This is a genomic window from Brevundimonas fluminis (assembly GCF_003934285.1).
GTDB lineage: Bacteria > Pseudomonadota > Alphaproteobacteria > Caulobacterales > Caulobacteraceae > Brevundimonas > Brevundimonas fluminis.
This window is the reverse complement of sequence record NZ_RQWJ01000007.1, coordinates 1-22,873: the sequence shown is the minus strand read 5'-3', so window position 1 is coordinate 22,873 and position 22,873 is coordinate 1. Positions and strand designations below refer to the sequence as shown.

Here is a 22,873-nt window from a genome sequence, read left to right as displayed (position 1 = left end):
AATGGACGACTGGCGCAAGGCTCTGATTCCCCCCGACGCCGATCTGCGCGAGACCCTCCGGGCGATCGACGGCACCGGCACGGGAATCTCCCTCGTCGTCGACGGCGACGGACGCCTGCTGGGCACGGTCAGCGACGGCGACGTGCGCCGAGCCCTGATCGCGGGCGCGGACCTGCACGCCCAGGCCCACACCGTGCTGAACCGCAACCCGAGGGTTGCGCGCCAGGGTCAGAGCCGCACCGCCATGCTGGAGATGCTGCGCGACCAAGGCCTGCACCAGCTGCCGATCGTCGACGAGGCGGGCCGGGCGGTGGGCCTGGTCACGCTGGACGGCCTGCTGCGCGCCCCGGAGCGGCCCCATGAGGTCGTGATCATGGCCGGGGGCCTGGGCCAGCGCCTGTCCGAGCTGACCCGCGACACTCCCAAGCCCATGCTGAAGGTCGGCTCGCGCCCGATCCTGGAGACCATCATCCTGAACTACGCCGGTCAGGGGTTCCGGCGCTTCTGGCTGTCGGTCAACTACAAGGCCGAGCAGATCGAGGATCATTTCGGCGACGGCTCGCACATGGGGCTGGACATCCGCTATCTGCGCGAGACGACCCGGTTGGGCACCGGCGGCGCTCTCAGCCTGCTGCCGCAGATGCCGACCGGGCCGATCGTGGTCTCCAACGGCGACGTTCTGTCCAAGGAGGACTACGGCGCGGTGCTCGACGCCCATCTGGCCGCCGACGCCCAAGCCACGGTCCTGGTCCGCGATTATGAAATCCAGGTGCCTTTCGGCGTCGTCAGCGCCGGAGCCGACGGGGTCACCGCCTTGCAGGAAAAGCCGACCCAGCGGTTCCTGATCAACGCCGGCGTCTACATCATCGCGCCGGAAGCCCTGTCGCTGGTACCGCGCGACACTTTCTTCGACCTGCCGACCCTTCTGGAGCGCATGCTGGAAGCGGGGATGAAGGTCCGCACCCATCGGGCCGAGGCCTATTGGATGGACATCGGCCGCCTGCCAGACTTCGAACGCGCCAACGCCGAGTTCAAGGCGGTGTTCGGGTGATCGGTGGGCTCTCGGTTCTGGCGGTGATCCCTGCGCGCGGCGGCTCCAAGGGCGTTCCGGGCAAGAACGTCCGTCCCGTCGGCGGTCGCCCCCTGATCGAATGGACCATCCGGGCCGCCCAAGGCTCGCGCTACGTCGACCGCACAGTGCTGTCGTCCGACGACGCCGGCATCATCGCCGTGGCGCAGGAGGCGGGGTGCGAGGTGCCGTTCGTCCGTGCCGCCGAACTGGCGACGGACGAGGCGGGATCGGTCGAGGTGGTGGTGGACGCGGTCGAACGCGTCGGGGCCCACGACCTGGTCGTCCTTCTGCAGCCCACGTCCCCCCTGCGGCGCGCCGAGGACGTCGACGCGGCCCTGCAGACCCTGATCGCCACCGGCGCCCCGTCCTGCGTCTCGGTTACCGAGGCGACCGATCATCCTTGGCTGATCTTCGGCGAGGACGCCGGGCGGCTGATCGCCTATTGCGCGCCACCGCCGGGCGCCAGCCTGCGGCGCCAAGACCTGCCCGCCGCCTGGGTGCTGAACGGCGCGGTCTATGCCGTGCGCACGGACGCCCTGATGGCCGATCGCGCGCTGTTTCATCCCGGCCGCTCGGCGCTGCATGTCATGCCCGCCGACCGGTCGGTGGACATCGACACCTTGGCGGACCTAGACCGCGCGGAGGCGCTGCTGGCCGAAATCCGGCCCGTCCCATGAGCTTCGCGCGCGCGGGAGCGGTCTATGCCGTGGCCAACGTCGCCTCGGCTTTCCTGCCCTTCCTTCTTCTGCCGCTGCTGACGCGAGTGCTGGATCCCGCCGAGTTCGCCCGGGTCGTCGCCTTCGCCCTCCTGGTCACGCTGTCCGGCACCGCGGCCGGGCTGAACGTCCACGGCGCCATGGGCATGATCTGGTTCCGCAAGCCGGCGGAGGAGGTGCCGTCCTATCTGGGCGCCGCCCTGGTCGTGATCACCCTGACCACGGCCGCCGTCGCCGGGCTGGTGGCCCTGATCCTAGCTTGGGCTCCGGCCTTGGGGGCCGGTCTGTCGCCCCATTGGGGGGCGGCCGCTGCGCTGACCGCCGGCGCCAACATCCTGGTCCAGACCCGGCTGGTGCTGTGGCAGAGCCAGAACCGGCCCCTGATCAGCGCCGCCGTCCAGTTCGGCGGCAGCGCTGTCAATTTCGCGCTGTCCCTGGTCGGGGTGCTCCTGCTAAGTCTGGAGGCAGCCGGCCGGAACGGCGGCATCGTCCTGGCCGGGGTTCTGACCGCGCTTTTGTGCGTGGCCACGTTCGTCGCCGGCCGCGGGCTGAACTTGGGCTTTCGGCGCGATCATGTGACGATCCTGATTGGCTTCGGCGCGCCCCTGGTCGTCCACACGATGGGCGCGGTCCTGTTGTCCACGGCCGACCGCTGGGCCGTGTCGATCCGGCTCGACGCGGCAGCCTTGGGCGTTTATGGAGCGGCGGCCCAGCTGGGCCTTCTGATGTCTCTGGTCGGTGACGCCTTCGTGAAGGCCTTCAGTCCGTGGCTCTATGGCAAGCTCAAGGGCGCGACGGACCAGGACCGGCTGTTCGCCGTCGGCGCTGTCTACGGCTCGATCCCCGCCTTTTTGATCATCGCCGTGATCGTCGGCCTCGGCCTTGTCGTGGCCAGCGGCTTCGTCTTGGGGCCCCAGTATCGCCAGGCCACCGGCATCCTGCCCTGGTTCACCGCCGGCGGGGCCATGACAGGCGTCTATCTCTGCACCTCGGGCCTTTATTTCTACCACGCGCGGACAGGCCTCCTGGCCTCGGTCAGCCTGAGCGCCGGCGTGCTGGGTGCGGCTTGCACATGGTGGCTGGTATCGCGCTTCGGCCTGGTCGGCGCGGCGGCGGGCTATGCCCTGACCCAGGCCTTTCTGGCCTGCGCCAGCACGGTCGTGGCCATGCGCACCTTCGACCTGCCTTGGTCGCGTCCCGCGGCCGCGCTTTCGACCTGGACCACCAGCCTCATCGCCCCCTTGCGGACCCACCTCTCCAAACAGCGGAACCCAATCCAATGACTGACAAACACCCCGCCTCGCCCGTCGGCGCGACCGTCGCGGTGATCGGACTTGGGCGCATGGGCGTGCGTCATGCCGAGGCCGCCGAGCGGGTCGGCATGAAGATCGTCGGCCTGATGGACGTGGCCGAGGCCGCGCTGCCGCCCGTGGCCGAGCGCTTCTCGGTTCCCGCCTCCGGCTGTTTCACCGATGCGGCGGCCATGCTGGAGGCGGTCAAGCCGGACGCGGTCGTGATCGCCACTACCGCGCCTAGCCATTGCAATCTGGTGCTGACGGCGGCCAAGGCGGGCATCCCCTATATCCTCTGCGAAAAGCCGATGGGCGCCTCCCTCGCCGAGGGCGACGCCATGATAGCGGCGACCCAGGCCAGCGGCAGCGTCTTGGGCATCAATCACCAGATGCGGTTCATGGAGCAGTACACCAAGGTCAAGGCCTTGCTGGACGGCGAGGCCATGGGTCCATTGGTGACCATCATCGTGGCCGCCTCGAATTTCGGCTTGGCCATGAACGCCAGCCACTATTTCGAGATGTTCCGCTACATCGTCGGCCAGCCGGTCGACACCGTCCAGGCTTGGCTGGAGCCGGACCGCCTGGCCAATCCGCGCGGGCCCCAGTTCGACGATCGGTCCGGCCGCATCCTGGCCCGCAGCGCCGCCGGCACGACCATGTTCATGGACCTGTCGGCGCGGGCCGGCTGGGGCATGCAGGTCATCTACACCTGCCGCAACGGCCAGATCGTGGTGGACGAGCTGAATGGCGTCATGCGCGTCGGCGTCCGCAAGGCCGAGCATCGCGACCTGCCGACCACGCGGTATGGGATGCCGGCCGACATCACGACCGAGGCGATCACCCCGGCGGATTCTGTCGGACCCACGGTCGACGTCTGGAACGCCATGTTCCGCGGCCAAGACTTCCCCGACGCCCAAGTGGGGATGCACGCCCTGTCGTGCTTGGTGGCCGCGCATGTCTCGGATCGGGCGGGCGGCCAGGCCGTGTCGCTGACCGCCGGCGACCTGCCGCGCGATGAAATCTTCAAATGGGCCTGAGGGGACACGGACCGATGTCAAAGTGGAAAATCGCCATCGTCGGCGCCGGATATATGGCCGCCGAACACGCCAAGGCTTTCGCGGCCCTGCCGGACGCGGAGATCGTTGGCGTCTGCGGCCGCAATCCCGACCGCGCTCGGGCGTTGGCCGAGGCGCACGGGGTCGCCGCCTATGACACGGTGGGTGCCCTGTTCGAGGCGACCCGTGCGGACGCCGTCATCGTCACCGTCAACGAGCTGTCGATGGGCGACGTCTGCCGTCAGGTCTTCAAACATCCTTGGGCCGCCCTGTTGGAAAAGCCAGTCGGCCTGAACTTGGCCGAGGCCCGGCGGATCCTGTCGGAAAGCCGTGACGCCCAAGGCCCTGCCTGGGTTGCGCTGAACCGCAGGTCCCACGGCTCGACTCTGGCGTCGCTGCACGAACTGACCCAGGACCAAGGCCCGCGCCTGGTCAGCGTGCTGGACCAGCAGGACATGAACGTCGCCCGCTCGATCGGCCAGCCCGAGCCGGTCGTGCTGAACTGGATGTACGCCAACTCCATCCATCTGGTGGACTATTTCGCCATCTTCTGTCGCGGCGAGCTGGTCGGCGTCGACGTGACCCTGCCGTGGGACGCCGCGCGGCCGGGCATGGTGTGCGCCACCTTGCGCTATGATTCCGGCGACGCGGGCCTCTATCAGGCGGTGTGGGACGGCCCGGGACCCTGGGCGGTGGCGGTGACCAACGCCTCGGTCCGCCTGGAGATGCGTCCGTTGGAATCGCTGACGGTCCAGCGCCGCGGCGAGCGCCGCGCCGCGCCGGTCGAGCTCGGTACGAACGACGCGGACTTCAAGCCCGGCCTGCGCGTCCAGGCCCAAGAGTTGATCCGGTCCCTGAACGGCGAGACGCCGCGCCTGGCGACTCTGGAAGACGCCACGAAGTCGATGGAGGTCGTGGCCAAGATCTACGGCCTGGCCTGAGTCCGGCGATGTCGCGTTTCGATCGAAACCAGCGTCTGGCCGCCTTCAAGACGCTGGAGACGCGATGCCGCCTCTTCGCCGTCCGCGTCGACGGCTGGTCGGCGTGGCGGGTCATGCGCAACTTCGCCTACTATTCGGCCGCCGCCCTGCCTCTGGTCTCGCCCGCCCGGTCCCAAGCGTCGCGGGTTCGGGCAGCCCTGGTCGGCAGCCTGCGCCTGGCGGGCCATCTGCTGCGGGGCCGCCGCGTCGACGTCCTGGTCAAGACCGCCCGATCCGCGCTGAGGATGGAGACCCCGGCGGGCGCGCGCGACGTCTATTTCGACGGCTTCTTGGGCGAGTACCGGCATTTCAAGCTGGAGGAGGTCAACAGCGCCCAGTACGACGACCAGGCCCGACGCGCCAGGCATCCGGCCCATCTGGACGCGGTGGTCTTCACCTTCTGGGGCAAGGTGCTGAGCAAGCTGAAGCCAGCTCCCGCGCCCGCCGCCGTTTTCGCCCGCACGGTCTCGGCAGAGCTGGCGCGCGAAGTGGACGTGCACATTCCTGTCGCCGCTCTGCTGGAGCGCATCTCGACGGCCTATTGGCAGGGACGTCTTTATGGCCTGCTGCTTGCGCGCCTGCGGCCGCGGGTCGTTCTGGGCTCCGACACCGGCGACTATGGGCTGATGATCGCCTGCGCCAAGGCCGGGATCCCCTTCATCGAACTGCAACACGGCATCTTCGACGCCAAGCACCCCGACGCGGTGCCGACCGACGCCGAAGGGACCGACCGTGAACTGCTGATCCCCGACGCCTTGGCCTCTCGCGGGGCTCACTGGGTCAATGCGCTCGCCGGAACCCGGCACGCGGCGGCGGCGCGGCTGATGGGCAATGAACTGATCGACCAAGCGCTGGACGCCAGGGCCGCCGACGCCGGCGGGGCCGATCGGCCCCACACCCTAGTGGTGACCAGCCAAGGCCTGGACGTCGAGAGCTTGGCTCAATGGCTGTCGGACATGGTCGCCGCCGCCCCGCAGGGCCTGGATTGGCGGCTGCGGATAAAGCTGCATCCCGTCTACGACCTCGGCGCGACGGCCTTCGACGCCTTGGAGGCCGACGATCGCGTGGAGGTCGTCCCGGGCGCCGCCGCCCCGAACGTGTTCCAGCTGCTCTCCCAGGCGGACCTGCATCTCAGCATCGCCTCAGCCTGTCATTTCGACGCGCTGGCGATCGGCGTGCCGTCCGTGGTCGTGCCCCTGAGCGGACACGAGATCATGCTGGACGCGATCGACGGCCGCAGCCTGGTGCTGGCGACCGACCCGGCCCAGGTCTGGACTTCGCCGCCCGCGCCGCCGTCGCAGTCGGACCGGACGGCCTATTCCCAGCCGGGCTTCCTGGACAACATGCGTGCCCTGATCGCGGCGTTCGGCGGGCGGTGAGGCCCGCCGACCGTCCGTCCTTGGTCAGGCCCGGACCAGGTTGCGCATGATGGTCAGGCCCACCGGACCGCTCTTTTCCGGATGGAACTGGAAGCCCGACACATTGCCGCGTCGCACCGCGGCGCTGACCCTGAACCCCAGATAGTCGACGTCGCACAGGCGGTCGGCATCGTCGGCCGCCACGCAGCTGTAAGAGTGCACGAAATAGGCCGACGACCGGTCCGGCGTCAGGCCCTCCAGCAGGGTGCCCGACCAGTCTTTCACCTGGGCGGCCCTGGCAAGCGGCCGCCAGCCGATGTGCGGCACTTTGCGGGCACCGGCGGCATCTTCGGACGGGATCTGGGCCACTTGGCCGCCGATCAGCCCCAGACCCTCATGGCGCCCAAACTCCAGGCTCTCGTCGAACAGCAACTGCATGCCGACGCAGACGCCGACGAAGGGGCGGCCGGTCTGGGCATAGGCCTTGACAGCGTCCCACATGCCCGAGGCCCTGAGCTGACGGGCGCAGGGTTCGAAGGCCCCCACACCGGGCAGGATCAGCTTCTCGGCCTGGAGCACCGCATCGGCGTCGGTGACCAGGACCGGCGATCCGCCGCTGGCCTCCACCGCCCGCACCATGCTGTGAAGATTGCCGACGCCATAGTCGACGATGTGCACGTTCATGCCGAAACCTCGCCCACGTCGCGGCGCACTTGATAGCCGGCGTCGGCGGCGGCCTGGCGCACCTCTGCCAGATCCAGGCGGTCGTAGTGCAGCACGTCGGCCATGGCGATCGCGTCGACCGCGCTGCCGTTCAGGGCCTCCACCATGTGCTCGATCGCGCCCATGCCTCCGCTGGCGATGATCGGCACCGCGGTCACCTCCGACACGGCGTTCAACAGATCGACGTCAAACCCGCGCCGGGTGCCTTCCTGGTCCACCGAGGTCAGCAGCACCTCGCCCGCGCCCAGCTCGGCCCCGCGCCGCACCCAGTCGATCACGTCCAGCCCGGTCCGCTCGCGGCCGTTGTCGGTATAGGCCTCCCAGCCGCCGGCGTCGGTGCGCTTGGCCTCCACGCCCAGGACCATGCATTGGGACCCGAACCGCTCCGCCACCTCGGTGATCAGCTCGGGCCGGTTCACCGCGGCGGTGTTGATGGCCACCTTGTCGGCCCCGGCCCGCAGCAGGGCCCGCACATCCTCGCAGCTGCGGATGCCGCCGCCGACCGTGATCGGCACGAACACGTCCGAGGCCGTACGGCTCAACAGGTCGCCCAGGCTGTTGCGGCCGTACAGGCTGGCGACGATATCCATATAGATGATCTCGTCGATGCCCTGTTCATAGTAGCGGAGGGCGAACGTCTTGGGATCGCCCATCACGCGCAGGCCCTCCAGCCGCACGCCCTTGATGAGGTTGGGCGCCTTGATGTCGAGGCGCGCGATCAGGCGGATGTTTCTCAAGCGTCGGCCCGCCGTCAGGCCACCGGCTGGGGCGCTTCGTCGAACACGTTGTGGCGCAGTTGCCACTCGTTTCCGACCTTGGTCCACAGGTGGGGCGAGCGGAACCGGTCGGCCAGTTCCATGAAGAACTCACGATCCATGATGGGCTGCTCGAACGCGCCGTGGGCGACTGGATATTCGTTCTCCGGAACGCTCAGATAGCGGAAGATTTCCTCGGCGAAGCGCTCGGGGAACTCGCTGTCGAACCGCTTGACCAAGGCGACGCCCTCTTCGCGGGTGATGTCGCCGGAACGGATTTCTTGGGACGCGTCATAGGTGGCCCGGCCGATGCCGAACTTCACCCGCGTTGTATAGTAGTGGAAGTCGTCGATCCGGTCGTCGATCGAGTTGTATTTGCTGTAGGTGCCCGGCGTGCGCTCGGGCGACGCCTCGAAGCCGCCGTGCTCGACCGAGTAGTAGTAGGCGCTCTGGGGATGCCACTTCAGATAGTAGCCCAGATAGTGGACCTCGACCTTCTTCTTCTCGATCTGGTCGGGATCGGCGGGCAGGTAGGGGTTCAGCTCATACTCCTCGACGCCATAGGTCTCTGTCAGCTCCCTCAGCGAGGCGCCGCCCAAATAGACTTCGTCCTTGTTCTGAGCGGTGAAGTACTGCCAGTCCCGGCGCGCGCTATGGGTGTCCTCGATCGGGTTGCCGTACTCGGCTTCGTTCTCGCCGTAGAACACCAGCGGGATGTCATGGAGGATGGCCATTTTGGGGGCCAGGGACTTCTGGCCGAACATGAAGGCCTGGAAGGGGTGGAACAGACGCTCGACCGCCAGACGGGTCAGGAGGCGGTGCGTGCGGCCGTTGGGGGTGCACAGGAAATTGTCGAACCCGGCGTGGATCCACGACTGGAAATTGCGCCAACCCCACGGCGTGTAGATGTGCGGCGCCCAGGTGACGGTCAGAGGGTGCATGCCGTATTTGGTGCGCAAGATGTGCGAGGCGTAGAAGCTGTCCTTGCCGCCCGATCCGGGCACGACGCAGTCATAGCGGCCGTCGGTGCGGCGGTGCCTGTCGCACAGTTCGCGCAGCTCGGCGTCGCGCTCGGCCCAGTCGATGGTGGTCGCCTTGCGCTCGGCGACGCGGCAGGCGTCGCAGACCCCGTTCTCGTCGAAGGCGATGGTCGACTTTTTCGACGCGGCGGTGTGTGAGTACTCGACCGCGGAGTTTGGACGCTGGTTCGAGATGACGCACCGGCGGCAGAACTTGACCTCACGCGGCAGGCCGTACTTGACTTCAAGTTGATCCGATCCGAGATTAAACTCAGTCACAGCCTTCCCCGCTCTGCAAAAGTTCGGGCGGCGTTTGCCGGCCCCGGACGGCTATAAGGCGACAGCGCGTTCTGCGCAAACCGGAATCTAAGGCGGATTGGGCTTTCGAAGCCACCTTGCTTGCGAAGGCCATCCGCCCGTCGTAGAGCCCCGCTGGGCAGCGACGGACGCTCTGGTTACGAGCAGCCCAAGCGTTCTGTGGTTTAAGTGGCAATGCCCCTCTTCGCCGTTTCCGGCATCGTATGAATCAACCTGTGGACCCGAATTCCTGCCGTCCCGGGCGAGTAGAGTTCGGCGTGGGGCTTTGATTGGGTGGAGCAGCTTGTGAGATCCGTTTCTGCTACTCTTGAGGGGTGCCAAGGCGTACCTTCGCTCCCGATGAAAGCGCGCAGCTGGGCGTTTCTGGCGTACATTGGACTGGCGCTCGGCGTCACGATGTCCCTAGGTCAGTACCACCAGGAGCAAGGTGGCCTGACCTACTGGCTCCTCATACTCCCTCTGGCGTTGTTGCCGCTAACGCGTCCGTCGGCGATGATCTCCGCAGCCCTCGATTCTGCAATGCCGGCGGTAATCTTCGCAATAGTGGCGGCCTGCTGGCAGATGGCGCGCGGCGATTCCCAGGCGGCCCTTCAAGCTGTCTTACTCGGCTGGGGTTTGATCTGGGCTGCGAGTCGCGCCGCCCGGCTGAAGATCGACGATCTCTACACCATTTATCTCCTCTCGGTCCTCGCAGGAGGCGCCGTCTGGCTTTTCACTGACCTGAATGAATGGGGAATCCTGCCCGGCACGACGACCGCCGCGGGCGAATCAGTTTGGCGCGTGTCCTTTTTCCCGAATATCGCCTACACTGGATTCTTTTCATTGATCGTCACGATGGTCGCACTTGCCGATCGCCGCCCAGCGCACCGGCTCAGAAAAATCGTACTTGCAGTCGCGCTATATTTTGTCATTTTCTCTTTTGTTAGAACCGCTCTCCTCGGACTTGTTACGTTTTTGTTTCTCAGATTTCTGTTCAGTGGGAAGTCAAGCCCCCGTCGCTTGTTTTGGTATTCTTTGATTTTCGGCATTTTTGTAAATATTGCGATCGCTTACTCGGCAGCGATATTTGCTGCAATACAGGAAAATCCCTTGGTGTCGAGACTCTTCCTGAGAGGCGAGTCTGGTCTCTCCGAATATGAAATCTGGCAACAGCTGTATCGCCCATATGTGTGGGGCCAACATTTTAATCAGTTTTTCACAAGTCCGTTCCTCATGGGCTGGGGATCTACCGACTTTAACCTCCTTAAGACGGAAGATATCGTCCAAGGCCTCGACGATAGCTCAAGCGGCGATATATCGTTACCTACCAAGTTGCTCGCTAAGTATGGTCTTGTTGGCGCCTTTCTGATCGGTTGGTGGGTACGGTTGCTTGCCGAGGCCGCCAAGAAGAGAGACGCGTTCATTTGCGCCTCCTTCCCAACTCTTATGCTTGCGATGCTTCACTGGGGGACTATGTTCCACCCGACAGACGCCATATTCGGCATCGTCATGATGCTGATGTTGCGCGGGTCGGTCTCATTGTCACGACCACAGCCTTCAAGTAACGAGATTTTCCCCGAACGCGAGCTGCGATCAAGTCATGTCATCGCCAATTAGGGTTTTATATATAGACGGCGTCGGGCCCTTTGGGGGGGCATCCCGCAGTCTTTTTGAAGTCATGAGGGCGATGTCGGACGTGTCCGTCGAGCGCTATTTTCTGATACAGAAGGGTTCAATCGGTGCGTTTTACGGACAGCTGGCGCGAGGGGTTGTTGCTGTCCGAGGCTTAAGTCGCTTTGATAATACGCGGGCATCCTATTATCGGGGCAAGCGATGGATCGTCGTGCTCCGTGAGTTGTTTCATTTTCCATTCACGGTTCTTGGCCTTTTGGCTGCACGTCGTAAGTTCCCTAAAATCGATGTGATCCATGCCAATGAGATCACTGAGATCATACCTGGACTTCTGGCGAAATGGCTATTCAAGGTGCCGCTCGTCATCCACGCGAGATCATTGCAGCGAACCGACAAGTTGTCTCGTCGAGTCCGATGGTACCACCGGGTTCTCCAAGAACATGTGGACGCGGTCGTGGCGATTGATGAGAATGTTCGCCAGACTTTGCCTGCAGAACTAAATGTCGATGTGATCCATAATTCGTTCACGCCGAAGTACTCAGCGGAGTTGGATGAGGCTTATCTTAAGCCTCTAAGCCGCTTGCGCAAGTCGGCCTTGGTAGTCGGCTTTGTGGGTAACTTGCACAAACACAAGGGGTTACTTGAGCTGTGTCAAGCCGCTCGCTTGGTGAAGGACATGGGAGGAGACGTTCAGTACCTCGTGGTTGGTGGTGGAACAATGGCGACGGGCGGCGTGGTGCACCGTGTCCTTCAGCTTCTCGGGCTCGCGGAAAACGTTGGAGACGATTTGGCAATCCTTGTGGCAAGCATGGGTCTCGCTGATGACTTCCTTCTGCTCGGCCACACAGCCGACATTCAGCGCGTGTATGAGAGGATGGATGTCTTGGCGTTCCCCTCGCATTTCGACGCGGCGGGGCGTCCGGTCTTTGAGGCGGCTTTTTCCGGTGTTCCCAGCATAGTTGCGGTCGCCGATCCCAGACCGGACACCGTTCGGCACGGCGTCGCCGCCATAGCGATACCGTCGCCGACGCCGGTGGCGATTGCGGACGCGATAATGACTTTTGAACGTGATCGGGAGCGAACGAGGCGGATGGGCCGTGCCGCGTTGGCGCTCGCGCAGGAAAATTTTGTTCCAGCTGTGAACGCCGCCAAGCTCCTTATGGTCTATAATCGGGTCTTGGGGGCCGCGCGGACGATCGAAGGCAAGTGACGCCTCGGTGGCGGTCGCGTATGACAGCGCCCCTGCCTTGAGTTCGGAAAACGATCGATGACGGACCTCAATCCTGATGTTGCCCAGCGGCGGCTTTCCGCCGACCAGGTGGAGGCCTTTTATCACGACGAGTTTGTGTCTGATCAGGTCGCGGACTTCACCGCACTTATGCCCGCCGGGCGTCCCGGCGGGGTCGTGGCGGACGTGGGCGGCGGTTGCGGCTTCTTCGCCCGCGCACTCAGCGACGCCGAAGGCCACCGCACCCGGGTGATCGACATGGATCCCGGCTCCGTCAAGGCCGCCCGGAGCCTCGGTGTGGACGCGGTGATCGGGGACGCTCTGGGCCCTGAGTTCAAGGGCGACGAGTGTATTGCCTGTTTCAACTTGATCCTTCACCACCTCGTCGGTGCCGACGAGAGCAAGACCCGCGCGCTTCAGGTCAAGGCGCTCGCCGCCTGGCGGGACCAGGCGGATGCCGTCTTCGTCAACGAGTACATCTACGAGTCCTTCGTCGGGACAGTCTCGGGGCGGATCATCTATGAGATCACCGTCAATCCAGTCCTGTCCTTCATCGGCCGCCAAGCGGCGCGCGTCGTTCCGGCACTGAAAGCCAACACCTTCGGAGTCGGGGTTCGGTTCCGGTCGCATGACGAGTGGCTGAAGTTGTTCGGCGAGGCCGGCTGGCGGGCTACGGCAGTCAGGCTCGGCAAGCCCGAGCCCATCGCCAAGCCCTTGCGAGGCATGCTGATCAAGGTCATTCGCCGCGACAGCTTCCGTCTCGAACCTGTCGCCGGCGTCCCATAGACGTTAGCACCTGCAATACGACGCTGGCCTTGATGGCCCAAGCGGCTAACTGCTCCCACCCTGCCCACGGACGATCGCACAACCATGACGAACCAAATCCGCGCGGATCGGCCGTATCAGATCTGCAACAACTGCATCATGGACACCTCGGACTCGAAGATCGTCTTCGACGCGTCCGGCCGGTGCGAGTACTGCGACAACTATTACAAGAACATCCTGCCCAACTGGCACACCGATGAGCGCGGCGAGCGCGAGATCATGGCCATGGTCGAAAAGATCAAGGCCGACGGCAAGGGCAAGGACCACGACTGCCTGATCGGCCTGTCCGGCGGCGTCGACAGCTCCTACGTTGTATATCTGGCCAAGGAGAAGTTCGGCCTGCGACCGCTGCTCTATCACGTTGACGCCGGCTGGAATTCGCAGCAGGCAGTCAACAACATCGAGAAGCTGGTCGACGGCCTCGAGTTAGACCTGTTCACCGAGGTCATCAACTGGCCGGAGATCCGCGACCTACAGCTGGCCTATTTCAAGTCCGGCGTGGCTCATCTCGACACCCCGCAGGACCACGCCTTCTTCGCGGGCCTGTACAACTATGCGGCCCGCACGGGCTCGAAATACATTCTCACCGGCGCCAACTACTCCACAGAGTGCGTCCGTGAGCCGCTGGAGTGGCATTACCACGCTTCCGACCTCATGAATTTGAGGGACATTCACAAGAGCTACGGCACGATCCCGCTCAAGAGCTACCCGACGTCCGACATCTTCACCTTCAAGCTATACTACCGCTATGTGAAGGGCATTCAGGTCGTGAAGCCGCTGAACCATGTGCCCTACATCAAGGAAGAGGCGATGGACGAGCTGGTCGAGCGCTTCGGCTGGCAGAAGTACGCCCACAAGCATCACGAGTCGCGGTTCACCCGCTTCTATGAGGGATACTGGCTGCCGACCAAGTTCGGCTTCGACAAGCGCCGCGCCCACTTTTCCAGCCTGATCCTCACCGGGCAGCTCAGCCGCGAGGATGCCCTGCACAAGATCCAGCAGCCGGCCTATCCGCGCGACGAGATGGCCCAGGACATGGAATACATCGCCAACAAGCTGGGGATCACCGTGGCCGAGCTCGAAGTCTACCGGGATGGTCCGAACCGCAGCTACCGCGACTTCGCCAACGCCATGGGCCTGATCGACCTGGGCACCCGGGCGATGCGGGCGCTGGGTCTGCAGAGGTCGATCATCCGGTGATCACGATCGTCGACTACGGTCTGGGCAACATCGGCGCCTTCGCCAACCTCTACAAGCGCGTGAACGTCGCGGCCAAGGTCGCGCGCACCGCCGGGGAGCTGGCCGACGCCGAGCGCATCATCCTGCCGGGAGTCGGCAGCTTCGATCACGCCATGGACCTGCTGGACGCCTCCGGCATGCGGCCGACGCTCGAGGACCTCGTGGTCAACGGCAAGCGCCCCGTGGTGGGCGTCTGCGTCGGCATGCAGATCCTGGCCGAAGGCAGCGACGAAGGCACGCGACAGGGGCTCGGCTGGATTCCGGGTCGGGTCCGCCATTTTTCGCACGCGCCGTCGAACGCCGACCTGCCCATGCCGCACATGGGCTGGAACGATGTGCGACCCCGGGCGGGCGAGCAGCTGTTCCAGGGGCTGGAGACCGACGCCCGCTTCTACTTCCTGCACTCCTACTATTTCGAATGCGCCGAGGCCGACCACGTGGCCGCCCACACGAGCTACGGGCTGGAGTTCGGTTGCGCCGTGCGAAGCGGCCATGTTCACGGGGTCCAGTTTCACCCCGAGAAGAGCCACCACTACGGTGCCCGGCTCCTCAAGAATTTCGCGGAGGCCTGACATGCTGCGCCCCCGCATCATTCCCTGCCTGCTGGTCCACCAGGGCGGCCTGGTGAAGACGATCGGATTCAAGGACCCGAAATACGTCGGCGATCCCATCAACGCCGTGAAGATCTTCAACGAGAAAGAGGCCGACGAGCTTTGCGTCGTCGACATGGACGCCTCGGTGAACGGCGTCGAACCCGACTACAAGGCGATCGAACACATGGCGCTCGAGTGCCGCATGCCGCTCTGCTACGGCGGCGGCGTCCGGACCGCGGAGCAGGCGAAGCGCATCATCGGCCTGGGCGTCGAGAAGGTCTCCCTCAGCGCCGCCGCCGTCGAGCGTCCCGAACTGGTCGCCGAGATCGCCGAAGAGGTGGGCCGGCAGTCCGTCGTCGTGGTCATCGACGCGAAGAGGAAGATGTTGGGCCGCGGCTGGGACGTCGTCACCCACAACGCCAGACGCCCGGCGAAGTTGGACGCGCTCGATTTCGCCGCCCGCGTGGCGGATCTGGGCGCCGGCGAGATCGTCATGAACTCCGTCGATCTCGACGGGAAGATGACCGGCTACGACCTCGAGCTGGCCCGCAGACTGCGCGAGCGGGTCAAGATCCCCATGACCATGCTGGGCGGCGCCGGAAAGCTGGAGCACCTGTCCGACCTGTTCGCCGCCTGCGGCGTGGTCGGCGCCGCGGCCGGCAGCCTGTTCGTTTTCAAGGGTCAGTACAGGGCCGTGCTGATCAACTATCCGCAACCCGCCGAGAAGGAGCCCCTGTTCGCCGCCGCCCGACGGGCCTGAGCGAAGACGGGGAAGAGGGGCCATGTTCAAGGACAAGACGCTTCTGATCACAGGCGGAACCGGCTCGTTCGGCAACGCCGTGCTGCGCCGGTTCCTGGCCTCCGACATGGCGGAAATCCGCATCTTCTCGCGCGACGAGAAGAAGCAGGACGACATGCGCAAGGCCTATGCGCATCCGAAGCTGAAGTTCCATCTTGGCGACGTGCGCGACAGGACCAGCGTCCAGGCCGCCATGCACGGCGTCGACTACGTCTTCCACGCCGCGGCCCTGAAACAGGTGCCCAGCTGCGAATTCTACCCGATGCAGGCGGTCCAGACCAACGTGGTCGGCACCGAGAACGTCCTCAACGCCGCCCGCGCGGCCGAGGTGTCGCGCGTCATCTGTCTGTCCACCGACAAGGCCGTCTATCCCATCAACGCCATGGGCATCTCCAAGGCCATGATGGAGAAGGTCATGGTCGCCACCTCGCGCACCTTCGACGGGACGGGCACGGTCGCCTGCGGCACCCGCTACGGAAACGTCATGGCCAGCCGCGGCTCGGTCATCCCCTTGTTCGTGGGCCAGGTGCTGGCCGGCAAGCCGATCACCGTCACCGATCCGCAGATGACGCGGTTCATGATGACCCTCGACGACGCCGTCGAACTGGTCCTGTTCGCCTTCGCCCACGGCAACAACGGCGACATCTTCGTGCAGAAGTCGCCGGCCGCCACGATCGAGGTGCTGATCCGGGCGATCCTCGAGCTGATGGGCCGCCCCGACCATCCGGTGAAGGCCATCGGCACGCGCCACGGCGAGAAGCTGTTCGAATCCCTGCTGGGCCGAGAGGAGCGTGCCCAGGCCGAGGATCTCGGCGACTATTTCCGCGTCCCGCCCGACGCCCGTGACCTGAACTACGACAAGTTCGTCGACGAGGGCGATCCGGGCGCCGCCGGCGGCGAGGAGTACAACAGCCACAACACCGAGCGCCTCGACGTCGAGGGCATGAAGACCCTGCTGATGAAGCTGGCCTTCATGCGTCGCATCGTGGCCGGCGAACCCGCCGTGCTGGAGGACTGACCATGGCGGTGGTGGTCACCGGCGCGAACGGCTTCGTCGGCAAGAACCTGATGATCCGCCTCGCCGAGCGCGGCGTCGAAGCCCGGGGATTCGGCCGCGGCGACGACGACGCCATGCTCGCCGCGGTCGCGAGGGCCGACTTCGTCTTCCACCTCGCCGGCGTGAACCGCCCGGAGACGGAGGACCAGTTCGTCACCGGCAACGCCGATCTGACCGCCCGGGTCTGCGCCGCCCTCGCCGGTGCCGGGAACGCCGCGCCGCTGGTCGTCTCGTCGTCCACCCAGGCGGAGCGCGACAACCCCTACGGCCGCTCCAAGCGCGCGGCCGAGGACGCGGCCCTCGCCCATGCCGCCGCGACCGGCGCGCCGGTCCACGTCTTCCGCCTGACCAACGTCTTCGGCAAGTGGGCGCGACCCAACTACAACTCCGCCGTCGCCACCTTCTGCCACAACGTGGCGAACGGCCTGCCGATCTCGATCAACGACCCGGCCGCCTCACTGAAGCTGGTCTATGTCGACGACGTCTGCGACGCCTTCCTGCGCGTGCTGGAGGACCCGACCGGCGCCCACGGGGACCGTCAAGGCTTCGCCCACGCCGGTCCGGAATACGACACCACGGTCGGCGCCGTGGCAAACACGATCCGAGGCTTCCCCGAAAGTCGGTCGACCCTGATCACCGACCGCGTCGGCACGGGCCTGACCCGCGCCCTGCACGCCACCTATCTCAGCTATCTGAAGCCGGAACAGTTCGCCTACGACGTCCCGCGCCACGGCGACCCGCGCGGCGTCTTCGTGGAAATGCTGAAGACGCCCGACTGCGGCCAGTTCAGCTATTTCACCGCCGGCCCCGGCATCACGCGCGGCCAGCACTATCACCACACCAAGACCGAGAAATTCCTCGTCCTGACCGGTCGCGCCCGCTTCGGCTTCCGGCATGTCGTCACCGGCGAGACCTTCCATCTGGAAACCGAGGGCGGGCAGGGGCGGATCGTCGAGACGATCCCGGGCTGGACCCACGACATCACCAACGTCGGCGACCAGGACATGGTCGTCATGCTGTGGGCCAACGAGATCTTCGACCGCGCCCGCCCCGACACCGTCGCGATGAAGGTCTGACGATGAACAAGCTCAAGGTCATGACCGTGGTCGGCACGCGGCCCGAGATCATCCGCCTGTCGCGCGTGCTGGCCCGGCTGGACGAGACCGTCGACCACGTCCTGGTCCACACCGGCCAGAACTACGACTACGAACTGAACCAGGTCTTCTTCGACGACCTGGGTCTGCGCAAGCCCGACCACTTCCTGAACGCGGCCCAGGGCGGCGCGGCCCAGACCATCGGCGCCATAATCGGCGCGATGGACGGCGTGCTGGAGGCCGAAAAGCCCGACGCCCTGCTGGTGCTGGGCGACACCAACTCCTGCCTGTCGGTGATCCCGGCCAAGCGCCGCCGCGTGCCGATCTTCCACATGGAGGCGGGCAACCGCTGCTTCGACCAGCGCGTGCCGGAGGAGACCAACCGACGCATCGTCGATCACGTCGCCGACGTGAACCTGACCTACAGCGACATCGCCCGCGAATACCTGCTGGCCGAGAACCTGCCGCCCGACCGGGTCATCAAGACCGGCAGCCCGATGTTCGAGGTGCTGACCCACTACGCCGACCGCATCGACGGCTCGGACGTGCTCGCGCGGCTGGACCTCACGGAGCACGACTACTTCGTCGTCAGCGCCCACCGCGAGGAGAACATCGAGGACGAGCGCGCCTTCCCGCGTCTGGTCGAGATTCTGAACCGCGTGGCCGAGACCTACGACCGCCCCGTCATCGTCTCCACCCACCCGCGCACGCAGAAGCGCATCGACGCCGCCGGCGCCGCCTTTCACGGCCAGGTGCGGCTGCTGAAGCCGCTGGGCTTCCATGACTACGTCCGCCTGCAGAAGTCGGCCCGCGCCGTCCTGTCGGACTCCGGCACCATCACCGAGGAAAGCTCGATCCTGAACTTCCCGGCCCTGAACATCCGCGAGGCGCACGAGCGGCCCGAGGGCATGGAGGAGGCGTCGGTGATGATGACCGGACTGAACCCCGATCGCGTCATGCAGGGCCTCGCCCTGATCGCCGACCAGCCCCGCGGCGGCGACCGCGCCTTCCGCCGCGTCGCCGACTATTCGATGCCGAACGTCTCGGACAAGGTCGTGCGGATCATCCACTCCTACGTGGACTACGTGCAGCGCGTCGTCTGGCGCCGCTACGACTGATGCGCCTGCTGGTCGTCAGCCAGTATTTCTGGCCCGAGGATTTCCGCGTGAACGACTTCGTCGTCGGCATGCGCGAGCGGGGCCACGAGGTCACCGTCCTGACCGGCCTGCCCAACTATCCGGGCGGCAAGGTCTATGATGCCTACCGCGTAGATCCTGCCGCTCATGGCCGGTTCCACGACGTGGAGGTGTTCCGCGTGCCGCTGGTCCCGCGCGGGTCGAACGCGGTCATGCTGGCGCTGAACTATCTCAGCTTCGCGCTCAGCGGCGCGATCCTGGGGCCGTGGAAACTGCGCGGCCGGGCCTTCGACGCCATCTTCGTGTTCCAGACTTCGCCGATCACCGCAGCGCTGCCGGCCCTGGTGCTGCGCCGCCTGAAGCGCGCCCCGGTGCTGATGTGGATTCTCGACCTCTGGCCCGAGACCCTGGCCGCCGTTGGCGTCATCCGGAACCGGCGCCTGCTCGGCCTCGTCAGCCTGATGGTCAGCTTCATCTACCGCCGCTGCGACCGCATCCTGATCCAGTCGCAGGCTTTTCGCGACAGCCTGCGGGTCCACGGTGCCCGGCCCGAGCGGATCCGCTACTTCCCCAACTGGATCGAGCCGACCTTCGAAGGGGGCGTGGGCGACGCGGCACCGGCGCCGGAATTGGCCCCCCATACGGGCGACTTCAATGTCATGTTCGCCGGCAACATCGGCGAGGCCCAGGACATGCCGGCGGTGATGGAGGCGGCGGCGCTCACCCGCGACATACCGGGCCTGCGCTGGCTGATCGTGGGCGACGGTCGCGCGGCCGATCTCCTGCGCGCCGAAATCGCGCGCCACGGGCTCCAGGAGCGCGTCGTCCTGCTCGGGCGTCACCCCATGGAGCGGATGCCCGCCTTCATGGCGGGCGCCCAGGCCCTCCTGGTCAGCTTGAGGGCCGAACCGGTCTTCGACATGACGGTGCCCGGCAAGGTCCAGAGCTATCTCGCCTCGGGCTTGCCCATCTTAGCGATGCTGGACGGGGAGGGGGCACGCGTGACGGCCGAATCGGGCGGCGGTCTGGCGTCCCCCGCCTCCGACGCCGCGGCGCTGGCCGCCAACGTCCGACGGCTGGTGGCCATGACGGCGACCGAGCGGGCCGCCATGGGCCGGGCCGCTCAGGCCTATGCGACCCAGCACTTCGGCCGGGCGACCCTGTTTGCCGCCTTCGTGGAGTGGGCCGGGGAGGCCCGGCGGGAGTTCTCATGACCGAGCCTCACCTGACGCCCGCTCGCCTCGACGCGCTGACCGATCAGGCACGGGCCCTGCCGCGCCGCCGCCTGCATCTGAACCTGCATGCGGGCCCGTACGAGCCGTGCCAGAGGCTCGTCAATGCGATGGAGCCCGACAGCTACATCCCGCCCCACAGGCATGTCGGCCATACGACCAATGAATGCCTCCTCGCCCTGAGGGGCGCCTTTGCGCTCATCATCTTCGACGAGGCGGGCACGCCGCTTCAGGCCCTGCAGTTCGGCGGCCCGGCCCCCGACCTTGAGGTGGTCGAACTGTCCCCCGCCGTGTGGCACACGGTGATCGCGCTCGAGACCGGCAGCGTCCTGTTCGAGACCAAGTCAGGACCCTACCGGGCGGAGAGCGCGAAGGTCGCCGCGCCTTGGGCACCGCCCGAATATGACCCCGCGGCCGACGCCTATCTGGCCGGGCTGACCGCTTGGGCCCGGCACCGTCTGGAAGATGGATGATCCGGCCCCGACCGCTGCCGGCCTAGCTCCGACCGATAGAGCTATAGCGGAACCCGCGCGCCCGCATCTCGTCGGGGCGATAGACGTTGCGCAGGTCAACCATGACCGGCTTCGCCATGGTCAGCTTGATCCGGTCCAGGTCCAGCGCGCGGAACTGGTCCCACTCCGTCACGATCACCGCCGCATGGGCGCCTGCCAAGGCTTCATAAGGTCCTTCGCAGAAGGTCAGCTCGCTCAGCAGCTTGCCGGCCTCATGCATGCCTTCCGGATCGAACGCCTGCACCGTCGCCCCCGCCGCCGTCAGCGCCGGAACCAGATCCAGCGCCGGGCTGTCGCGCATGTCGTCGGTGTTCGGCTTGAAGGTCAGGCCCAGCACGCCGATCGTCTTGCCCTTCAAGTCGCCGCCGACCGCCTTGCGCACGCGCTCGACCATGGACCTCTTGCGGGCGTCGTTGACCTCGACGGTTGTCTCCACGAGTCGCACGGGGGCTCCGGCCTCTCGCGCCATCTGCACCAGCGCCAGCGTGTCCTTGGGGAAGCAGCTGCCGCCATAGCCCGGCCCGGCGTGCAGGAACTTTGACCCGATCCGATTGTCGAGGCCGATGCCGCGCGCGACCTGCTGCACGTCCGCGCCGACCGCCTCGCAGAGGTCGGCCATCTCGTTGATGAAGGTGATCTTCATCGCCAGGAAGGCGTTGGCCGCATACTTGATCAGTTCCGAGGTGCGTCGCGCGGTGAACAGCAGCGGGCTCTCGTTCAGATTCAACGGGCGGTACAGTTCCGACATCACCGCCTTCGCCCGGGTTCCGGTCGCGCCGTCCACGTCGTCGATGCCGATGACCACCCGGTCAGGCCGCTTGAAGTCGCCGATCGCCGCGCCCTCGCGCAGAAACTCCGGGTTCGACACCACGGCGAAGTCGGCGTCGGGGTTGGCCTTGCGGATGATGGCCTCGACCTCGTCGCCGGTGCCGACCGGCACGGTGGATTTGGTGACGATGACGGTGAAGCCCTCGATCAGGCCGGCGATCTCCTCGGCCGCGGCGTGGACGTAGGACAGGTCGGCGTGGCCCCCGCCGCGGCGCGTCGGCGTGCCCACGGCGATGAAGACCGCGTCGGCGTTGCGGATCGCCTCGGCGCCGTCGACGGTGAAGAACAGCCGCCCGTCGCGGACGTTGGTCTCGACCAGATCGTCCAGGCCGGGCTCGTAGATCGGCATCTCGCCGGCCTCCAGCCGCGCGATCTTCGACGCGTCCTTGTCGATGCAGGTGACCACGTGGCCGAAATCGGCGAAACAGGCCCCCGAGACCAGGCCGACGTAGCCCGTTCCGATCATCGCCACGCGCATGCGTTCATCCTTGAAGTGGAGACGCCTCGGTAGCGGCCGGCAGACTCAAACGCCAGACGCCGCGACGAGGCACCATCTCTTTTCGCCCCAAGCCGGCACAGCCTGGCTGCCCGCTTTCGATCGGCCCTCATTGCGGTTGATCCAGGCCTACGGTCACATGCTGCGAGGAAATACATTCCTGATCTACGCTCTCAGATCGCAGCACCCACCTGCGCCTCGCTTGGCCGATCAGGCCACGGACCAGTTAGGCGCGCCCTGGCACGGAACCGCGGCAACTGGATCTCCTTCCGGGTCAGCGCACAGCCGTTACTATAAAAATCTCGGTACGATCTCAGTCCAGAGAATTGCGCCGGCGAGCCCTTTTCCAACGGAACTGGGCAAATCTGAAAGGCAGAAGCTCCTCCTTGAAGACGAGTTCCGCCCGATCCCGCATCGGGAAGCCCTCGACCGTAACGGGTGCAGCAAGAAAAGCGTCTTCGCCCTCGACGTTCAACAGCTCCACCACCGCTCCAGGAACAAAGCCGCCACATCTCCGGCCGATCGCATCGCAGTATTCAGAGAAGACGAACTGATCTCCAATCATAACGCCATCCTTGCATCAGTGATTTCGCCCACAAAATGAAGCCCATTGCGTCGAAGTCAATCCCTTATCGGCGATGGTTGAACACATGTAGTGCACTAGTAAACGAGCGTCGAGCGAACTATGTCGACACGGGGATATCATTCGTGAGCTCGACTATCGCAAGCCTGCCGCTTCAGGCCAGCGCGAAGTGCAACCCGTTGCAGCGGGCGCGATGACCAAGCAGATGCGGCTGCCGCAGTCAGCTCGCTGGGCTATAGGTCATGCCATTTGGGCAATGCGACAGGAGGAAGCCCTTGGGCGACAGGCGATATTTCGGCACCGACGGCATCCGCGGCCGGGCCAACAGCCATCCGATGACGCCGGAGGTGGC

The 22,873-nt window shown here is 65.8% G+C and carries 22 protein-coding genes; 17 read left to right on the top strand and 5 right to left on the bottom strand.

What is annotated here, in order from left to right; all coding sequences use genetic code 11:
- Position 1 precedes the first annotated feature (1 nt).
- Genes EFJ44_RS13625 through EFJ44_RS13600 form a run of 6 tightly spaced genes read left to right on the top strand, consistent with a single transcriptional unit; the run spans position 2 to position 6,494 of the window.
- The gene (locus EFJ44_RS13625) at positions 2 to 1,051 is read left to right on the top strand and encodes a nucleotidyltransferase family protein (protein ID WP_125257783.1); all 1,050 of its coding nucleotides are present in this window, start codon (positions 2 to 4) and stop codon (positions 1,049 to 1,051) included.
- The gene (locus EFJ44_RS13620) at positions 1,048 to 1,749 is read left to right on the top strand and encodes an acylneuraminate cytidylyltransferase family protein (protein WP_125257782.1); all 702 of its coding nucleotides are present in this window, start codon (positions 1,048 to 1,050) and stop codon (positions 1,747 to 1,749) included. The genes EFJ44_RS13625 and EFJ44_RS13620 overlap by 4 nt, the downstream gene beginning before the upstream one ends.
- The gene (locus EFJ44_RS13615) at positions 1,746 to 3,071 is read left to right on the top strand and encodes a lipopolysaccharide biosynthesis protein (protein ID WP_125257781.1); all 1,326 of its coding nucleotides are present in this window, start codon (positions 1,746 to 1,748) and stop codon (positions 3,069 to 3,071) included. The genes EFJ44_RS13620 and EFJ44_RS13615 overlap by 4 nt, the downstream gene beginning before the upstream one ends.
- Positions 3,068 to 4,117 (top strand): Gfo/Idh/MocA family protein, encoded by a 1,050-nt coding sequence (locus EFJ44_RS13610; RefSeq protein ID WP_164511930.1) that lies wholly within the window; start codon positions 3,068 to 3,070, stop codon positions 4,115 to 4,117. The genes EFJ44_RS13615 and EFJ44_RS13610 overlap by 4 nt, the downstream gene beginning before the upstream one ends.
- Positions 4,118 to 4,131: 14 nt before the next feature.
- Complete coding sequence (locus EFJ44_RS13605; protein ID WP_164511929.1) at positions 4,132 to 5,076, top strand: Gfo/Idh/MocA family protein; 945 nt, start codon at positions 4,132 to 4,134, stop codon at positions 5,074 to 5,076.
- An 8-nt stretch (positions 5,077 to 5,084) separates the two neighbouring features.
- Positions 5,085 to 6,494 carry a glycosyltransferase family 28 protein gene (locus tag EFJ44_RS13600; protein WP_125257778.1) on the top strand — a complete coding sequence of 470 codons (1,410 nt, stop codon included), beginning with the start codon at positions 5,085 to 5,087 and terminating at the stop codon, positions 6,492 to 6,494.
- Between the two features lie 24 nt (positions 6,495 to 6,518).
- Here the strand turns inward: EFJ44_RS13600 and hisH (EFJ44_RS13595) are convergent, their stop codons facing one another.
- Genes hisH (EFJ44_RS13595) through EFJ44_RS13585 form a run of 3 tightly spaced genes read right to left on the bottom strand, consistent with a single transcriptional unit; the run spans position 6,519 to position 9,249 of the window.
- Positions 6,519 to 7,157, bottom strand: a complete 639-nt coding sequence (hisH, locus tag EFJ44_RS13595; protein ID WP_125257777.1) for an imidazole glycerol phosphate synthase subunit HisH — start codon at positions 7,155 to 7,157, stop codon at positions 6,519 to 6,521.
- Positions 7,154 to 7,933 (bottom strand): imidazole glycerol phosphate synthase subunit HisF, encoded by a 780-nt coding sequence (hisF, locus tag EFJ44_RS13590; protein WP_125257776.1) that lies wholly within the window; start codon positions 7,931 to 7,933, stop codon positions 7,154 to 7,156. Before hisF ends, hisH (EFJ44_RS13595) begins: the two co-directional genes overlap by 4 nt.
- Before the next feature lie 14 nt (positions 7,934 to 7,947).
- Complete coding sequence (locus tag EFJ44_RS13585; protein WP_125257775.1) at positions 7,948 to 9,249, bottom strand: N-acetyl sugar amidotransferase; 1,302 nt, start codon at positions 9,247 to 9,249, stop codon at positions 7,948 to 7,950.
- Between the two features lie 378 nt (positions 9,250 to 9,627).
- Here EFJ44_RS13585 and EFJ44_RS13580 point away from each other — a divergent pair, with 378 nt between their 5' ends.
- The 11 genes from EFJ44_RS13580 to EFJ44_RS13530 all read left to right on the top strand — a co-directional run bounded on the left by EFJ44_RS13580 (position 9,628) and on the right by EFJ44_RS13530 (position 20,575).
- Positions 9,628 to 10,884: a hypothetical protein gene (locus tag EFJ44_RS13580; protein WP_125257774.1), complete on the top strand. Its 1,257-nt coding sequence runs from the start codon at positions 9,628 to 9,630 to the stop codon at positions 10,882 to 10,884.
- On the top strand, positions 10,868 to 12,109 hold the full coding sequence (locus EFJ44_RS13575; RefSeq protein ID WP_277596108.1) for a glycosyltransferase family 4 protein: 1,242 nt from the start codon (positions 10,868 to 10,870) through the stop codon (positions 12,107 to 12,109). The genes EFJ44_RS13580 and EFJ44_RS13575 overlap by 17 nt, the downstream gene beginning before the upstream one ends.
- A 57-nt stretch (positions 12,110 to 12,166) precedes the next feature.
- Positions 12,167 to 12,913, top strand: coding sequence for a hypothetical protein (locus tag EFJ44_RS13570; protein WP_125257773.1), 747 nt, complete (start codon positions 12,167 to 12,169; stop codon positions 12,911 to 12,913).
- Positions 12,914 to 12,997: 84 nt separating this feature from the next.
- A complete protein-coding gene (locus EFJ44_RS13565) occupies positions 12,998 to 14,152 on the top strand; it encodes an N-acetyl sugar amidotransferase (RefSeq protein WP_125257772.1) in 1,155 nt (384 codons plus the stop codon).
- Positions 14,149 to 14,763: an imidazole glycerol phosphate synthase subunit HisH gene (gene hisH / locus EFJ44_RS13560; protein WP_125257771.1), complete on the top strand. Its 615-nt coding sequence runs from the start codon at positions 14,149 to 14,151 to the stop codon at positions 14,761 to 14,763. The genes EFJ44_RS13565 and hisH (EFJ44_RS13560) overlap by 4 nt, the downstream gene beginning before the upstream one ends.
- Position 14,764: 1 nt before the next feature.
- A complete protein-coding gene (locus EFJ44_RS13555; protein WP_125257770.1) occupies positions 14,765 to 15,544 on the top strand; it encodes an AglZ/HisF2 family acetamidino modification protein in 780 nt (259 codons plus the stop codon).
- Between the two features lie 22 nt (positions 15,545 to 15,566).
- Complete coding sequence (locus EFJ44_RS13550; RefSeq protein WP_125257769.1) at positions 15,567 to 16,601, top strand: polysaccharide biosynthesis protein; 1,035 nt, start codon at positions 15,567 to 15,569, stop codon at positions 16,599 to 16,601.
- Positions 16,602 to 16,603: 2 nt separating this feature from the next.
- Positions 16,604 to 17,716 (top strand): UDP-2-acetamido-2,6-beta-L-arabino-hexul-4-ose reductase, encoded by a 1,113-nt coding sequence (gene wbjC / locus EFJ44_RS13545; RefSeq protein ID WP_125257768.1) that lies wholly within the window; start codon positions 16,604 to 16,606, stop codon positions 17,714 to 17,716.
- A 2-nt stretch (positions 17,717 to 17,718) separates the two neighbouring features.
- Positions 17,719 to 18,852 (top strand): non-hydrolyzing UDP-N-acetylglucosamine 2-epimerase, encoded by a 1,134-nt coding sequence (gene wecB / locus EFJ44_RS13540; RefSeq protein WP_125257767.1) that lies wholly within the window; start codon positions 17,719 to 17,721, stop codon positions 18,850 to 18,852.
- Positions 18,852 to 20,084, top strand: a complete 1,233-nt coding sequence (locus tag EFJ44_RS13535; RefSeq protein ID WP_125257766.1) for a glycosyltransferase family 4 protein — start codon at positions 18,852 to 18,854, stop codon at positions 20,082 to 20,084. Before wecB ends, EFJ44_RS13535 begins: the two co-directional genes overlap by 1 nt.
- The gene (locus EFJ44_RS13530; protein WP_125257765.1) at positions 20,081 to 20,575 is read left to right on the top strand and encodes a WbuC family cupin fold metalloprotein; all 495 of its coding nucleotides are present in this window, start codon (positions 20,081 to 20,083) and stop codon (positions 20,573 to 20,575) included. The genes EFJ44_RS13535 and EFJ44_RS13530 overlap by 4 nt, the downstream gene beginning before the upstream one ends.
- Positions 20,576 to 20,597: 22 nt before the next feature.
- Here EFJ44_RS13530 and EFJ44_RS13525 read toward each other — a convergent pair whose 3' ends face one another.
- Both EFJ44_RS13525 and EFJ44_RS13520 read right to left on the bottom strand, forming a co-directional pair.
- Positions 20,598 to 21,920, bottom strand: coding sequence for a UDP-glucose dehydrogenase family protein (locus tag EFJ44_RS13525; protein ID WP_125257764.1), 1,323 nt, complete (start codon positions 21,918 to 21,920; stop codon positions 20,598 to 20,600).
- Between the two features lie 331 nt (positions 21,921 to 22,251).
- The gene (locus EFJ44_RS13520; RefSeq protein WP_125257763.1) at positions 22,252 to 22,503 is read right to left on the bottom strand and encodes a hypothetical protein; all 252 of its coding nucleotides are present in this window, start codon (positions 22,501 to 22,503) and stop codon (positions 22,252 to 22,254) included.
- Between the last annotated feature and the right edge of the window lie 370 nt (positions 22,504 to 22,873).

Bases quoted from the DNA above. Each gene is read 5' to 3' on its own strand.
- EFJ44_RS13520 (WP_125257763.1), bottom strand. From the start codon at position 22,503: ATGATTGGAGATCAGTTCGTCTTCTCTGAATACTGCGATGCGATCGGC.
- EFJ44_RS13625 (WP_125257783.1), top strand. From the start codon at position 2: ATGGACGACTGGCGCAAGGCTCTGATTCCCCCCGACGCCGATCTGCGC.
- EFJ44_RS13570 (WP_125257773.1), top strand. From the start codon at position 12,167: ATGACGGACCTCAATCCTGATGTTGCCCAGCGGCGGCTTTCCGCCGAC.
- EFJ44_RS13575 (WP_277596108.1), top strand. From the start codon at position 10,868: ATGTCATCGCCAATTAGGGTTTTATATATAGACGGCGTCGGGCCCTTT.
- EFJ44_RS13535 (WP_125257766.1), top strand. From the start codon at position 18,852: ATGCGCCTGCTGGTCGTCAGCCAGTATTTCTGGCCCGAGGATTTCCGC.
- hisH (WP_125257777.1), bottom strand. From the start codon at position 7,157: ATGAACGTGCACATCGTCGACTATGGCGTCGGCAATCTTCACAGCATG.
- wbjC (WP_125257768.1), top strand. From the start codon at position 16,604: ATGGCGGTGGTGGTCACCGGCGCGAACGGCTTCGTCGGCAAGAACCTG.
- EFJ44_RS13600 (WP_125257778.1), top strand. From the start codon at position 5,085: ATGTCGCGTTTCGATCGAAACCAGCGTCTGGCCGCCTTCAAGACGCTG.
- EFJ44_RS13530 (WP_125257765.1), top strand. From the start codon at position 20,081: ATGACCGAGCCTCACCTGACGCCCGCTCGCCTCGACGCGCTGACCGAT.
- EFJ44_RS13525 (WP_125257764.1), bottom strand. From the start codon at position 21,920: ATGCGCGTGGCGATGATCGGAACGGGCTACGTCGGCCTGGTCTCGGGG.
- EFJ44_RS13580 (WP_125257774.1), top strand. From the start codon at position 9,628: ATGAAAGCGCGCAGCTGGGCGTTTCTGGCGTACATTGGACTGGCGCTC.
- wecB (WP_125257767.1), top strand. From the start codon at position 17,719: ATGAACAAGCTCAAGGTCATGACCGTGGTCGGCACGCGGCCCGAGATC.
- EFJ44_RS13555 (WP_125257770.1), top strand. From the start codon at position 14,765: ATGCTGCGCCCCCGCATCATTCCCTGCCTGCTGGTCCACCAGGGCGGC.
- EFJ44_RS13605 (WP_164511929.1), top strand. From the start codon at position 4,132: ATGTCAAAGTGGAAAATCGCCATCGTCGGCGCCGGATATATGGCCGCC.
- EFJ44_RS13550 (WP_125257769.1), top strand. From the start codon at position 15,567: ATGTTCAAGGACAAGACGCTTCTGATCACAGGCGGAACCGGCTCGTTC.
- EFJ44_RS13615 (WP_125257781.1), top strand. From the start codon at position 1,746: ATGAGCTTCGCGCGCGCGGGAGCGGTCTATGCCGTGGCCAACGTCGCC.
- EFJ44_RS13610 (WP_164511930.1), top strand. From the start codon at position 3,068: ATGACTGACAAACACCCCGCCTCGCCCGTCGGCGCGACCGTCGCGGTG.
- EFJ44_RS13565 (WP_125257772.1), top strand. From the start codon at position 12,998: ATGACGAACCAAATCCGCGCGGATCGGCCGTATCAGATCTGCAACAAC.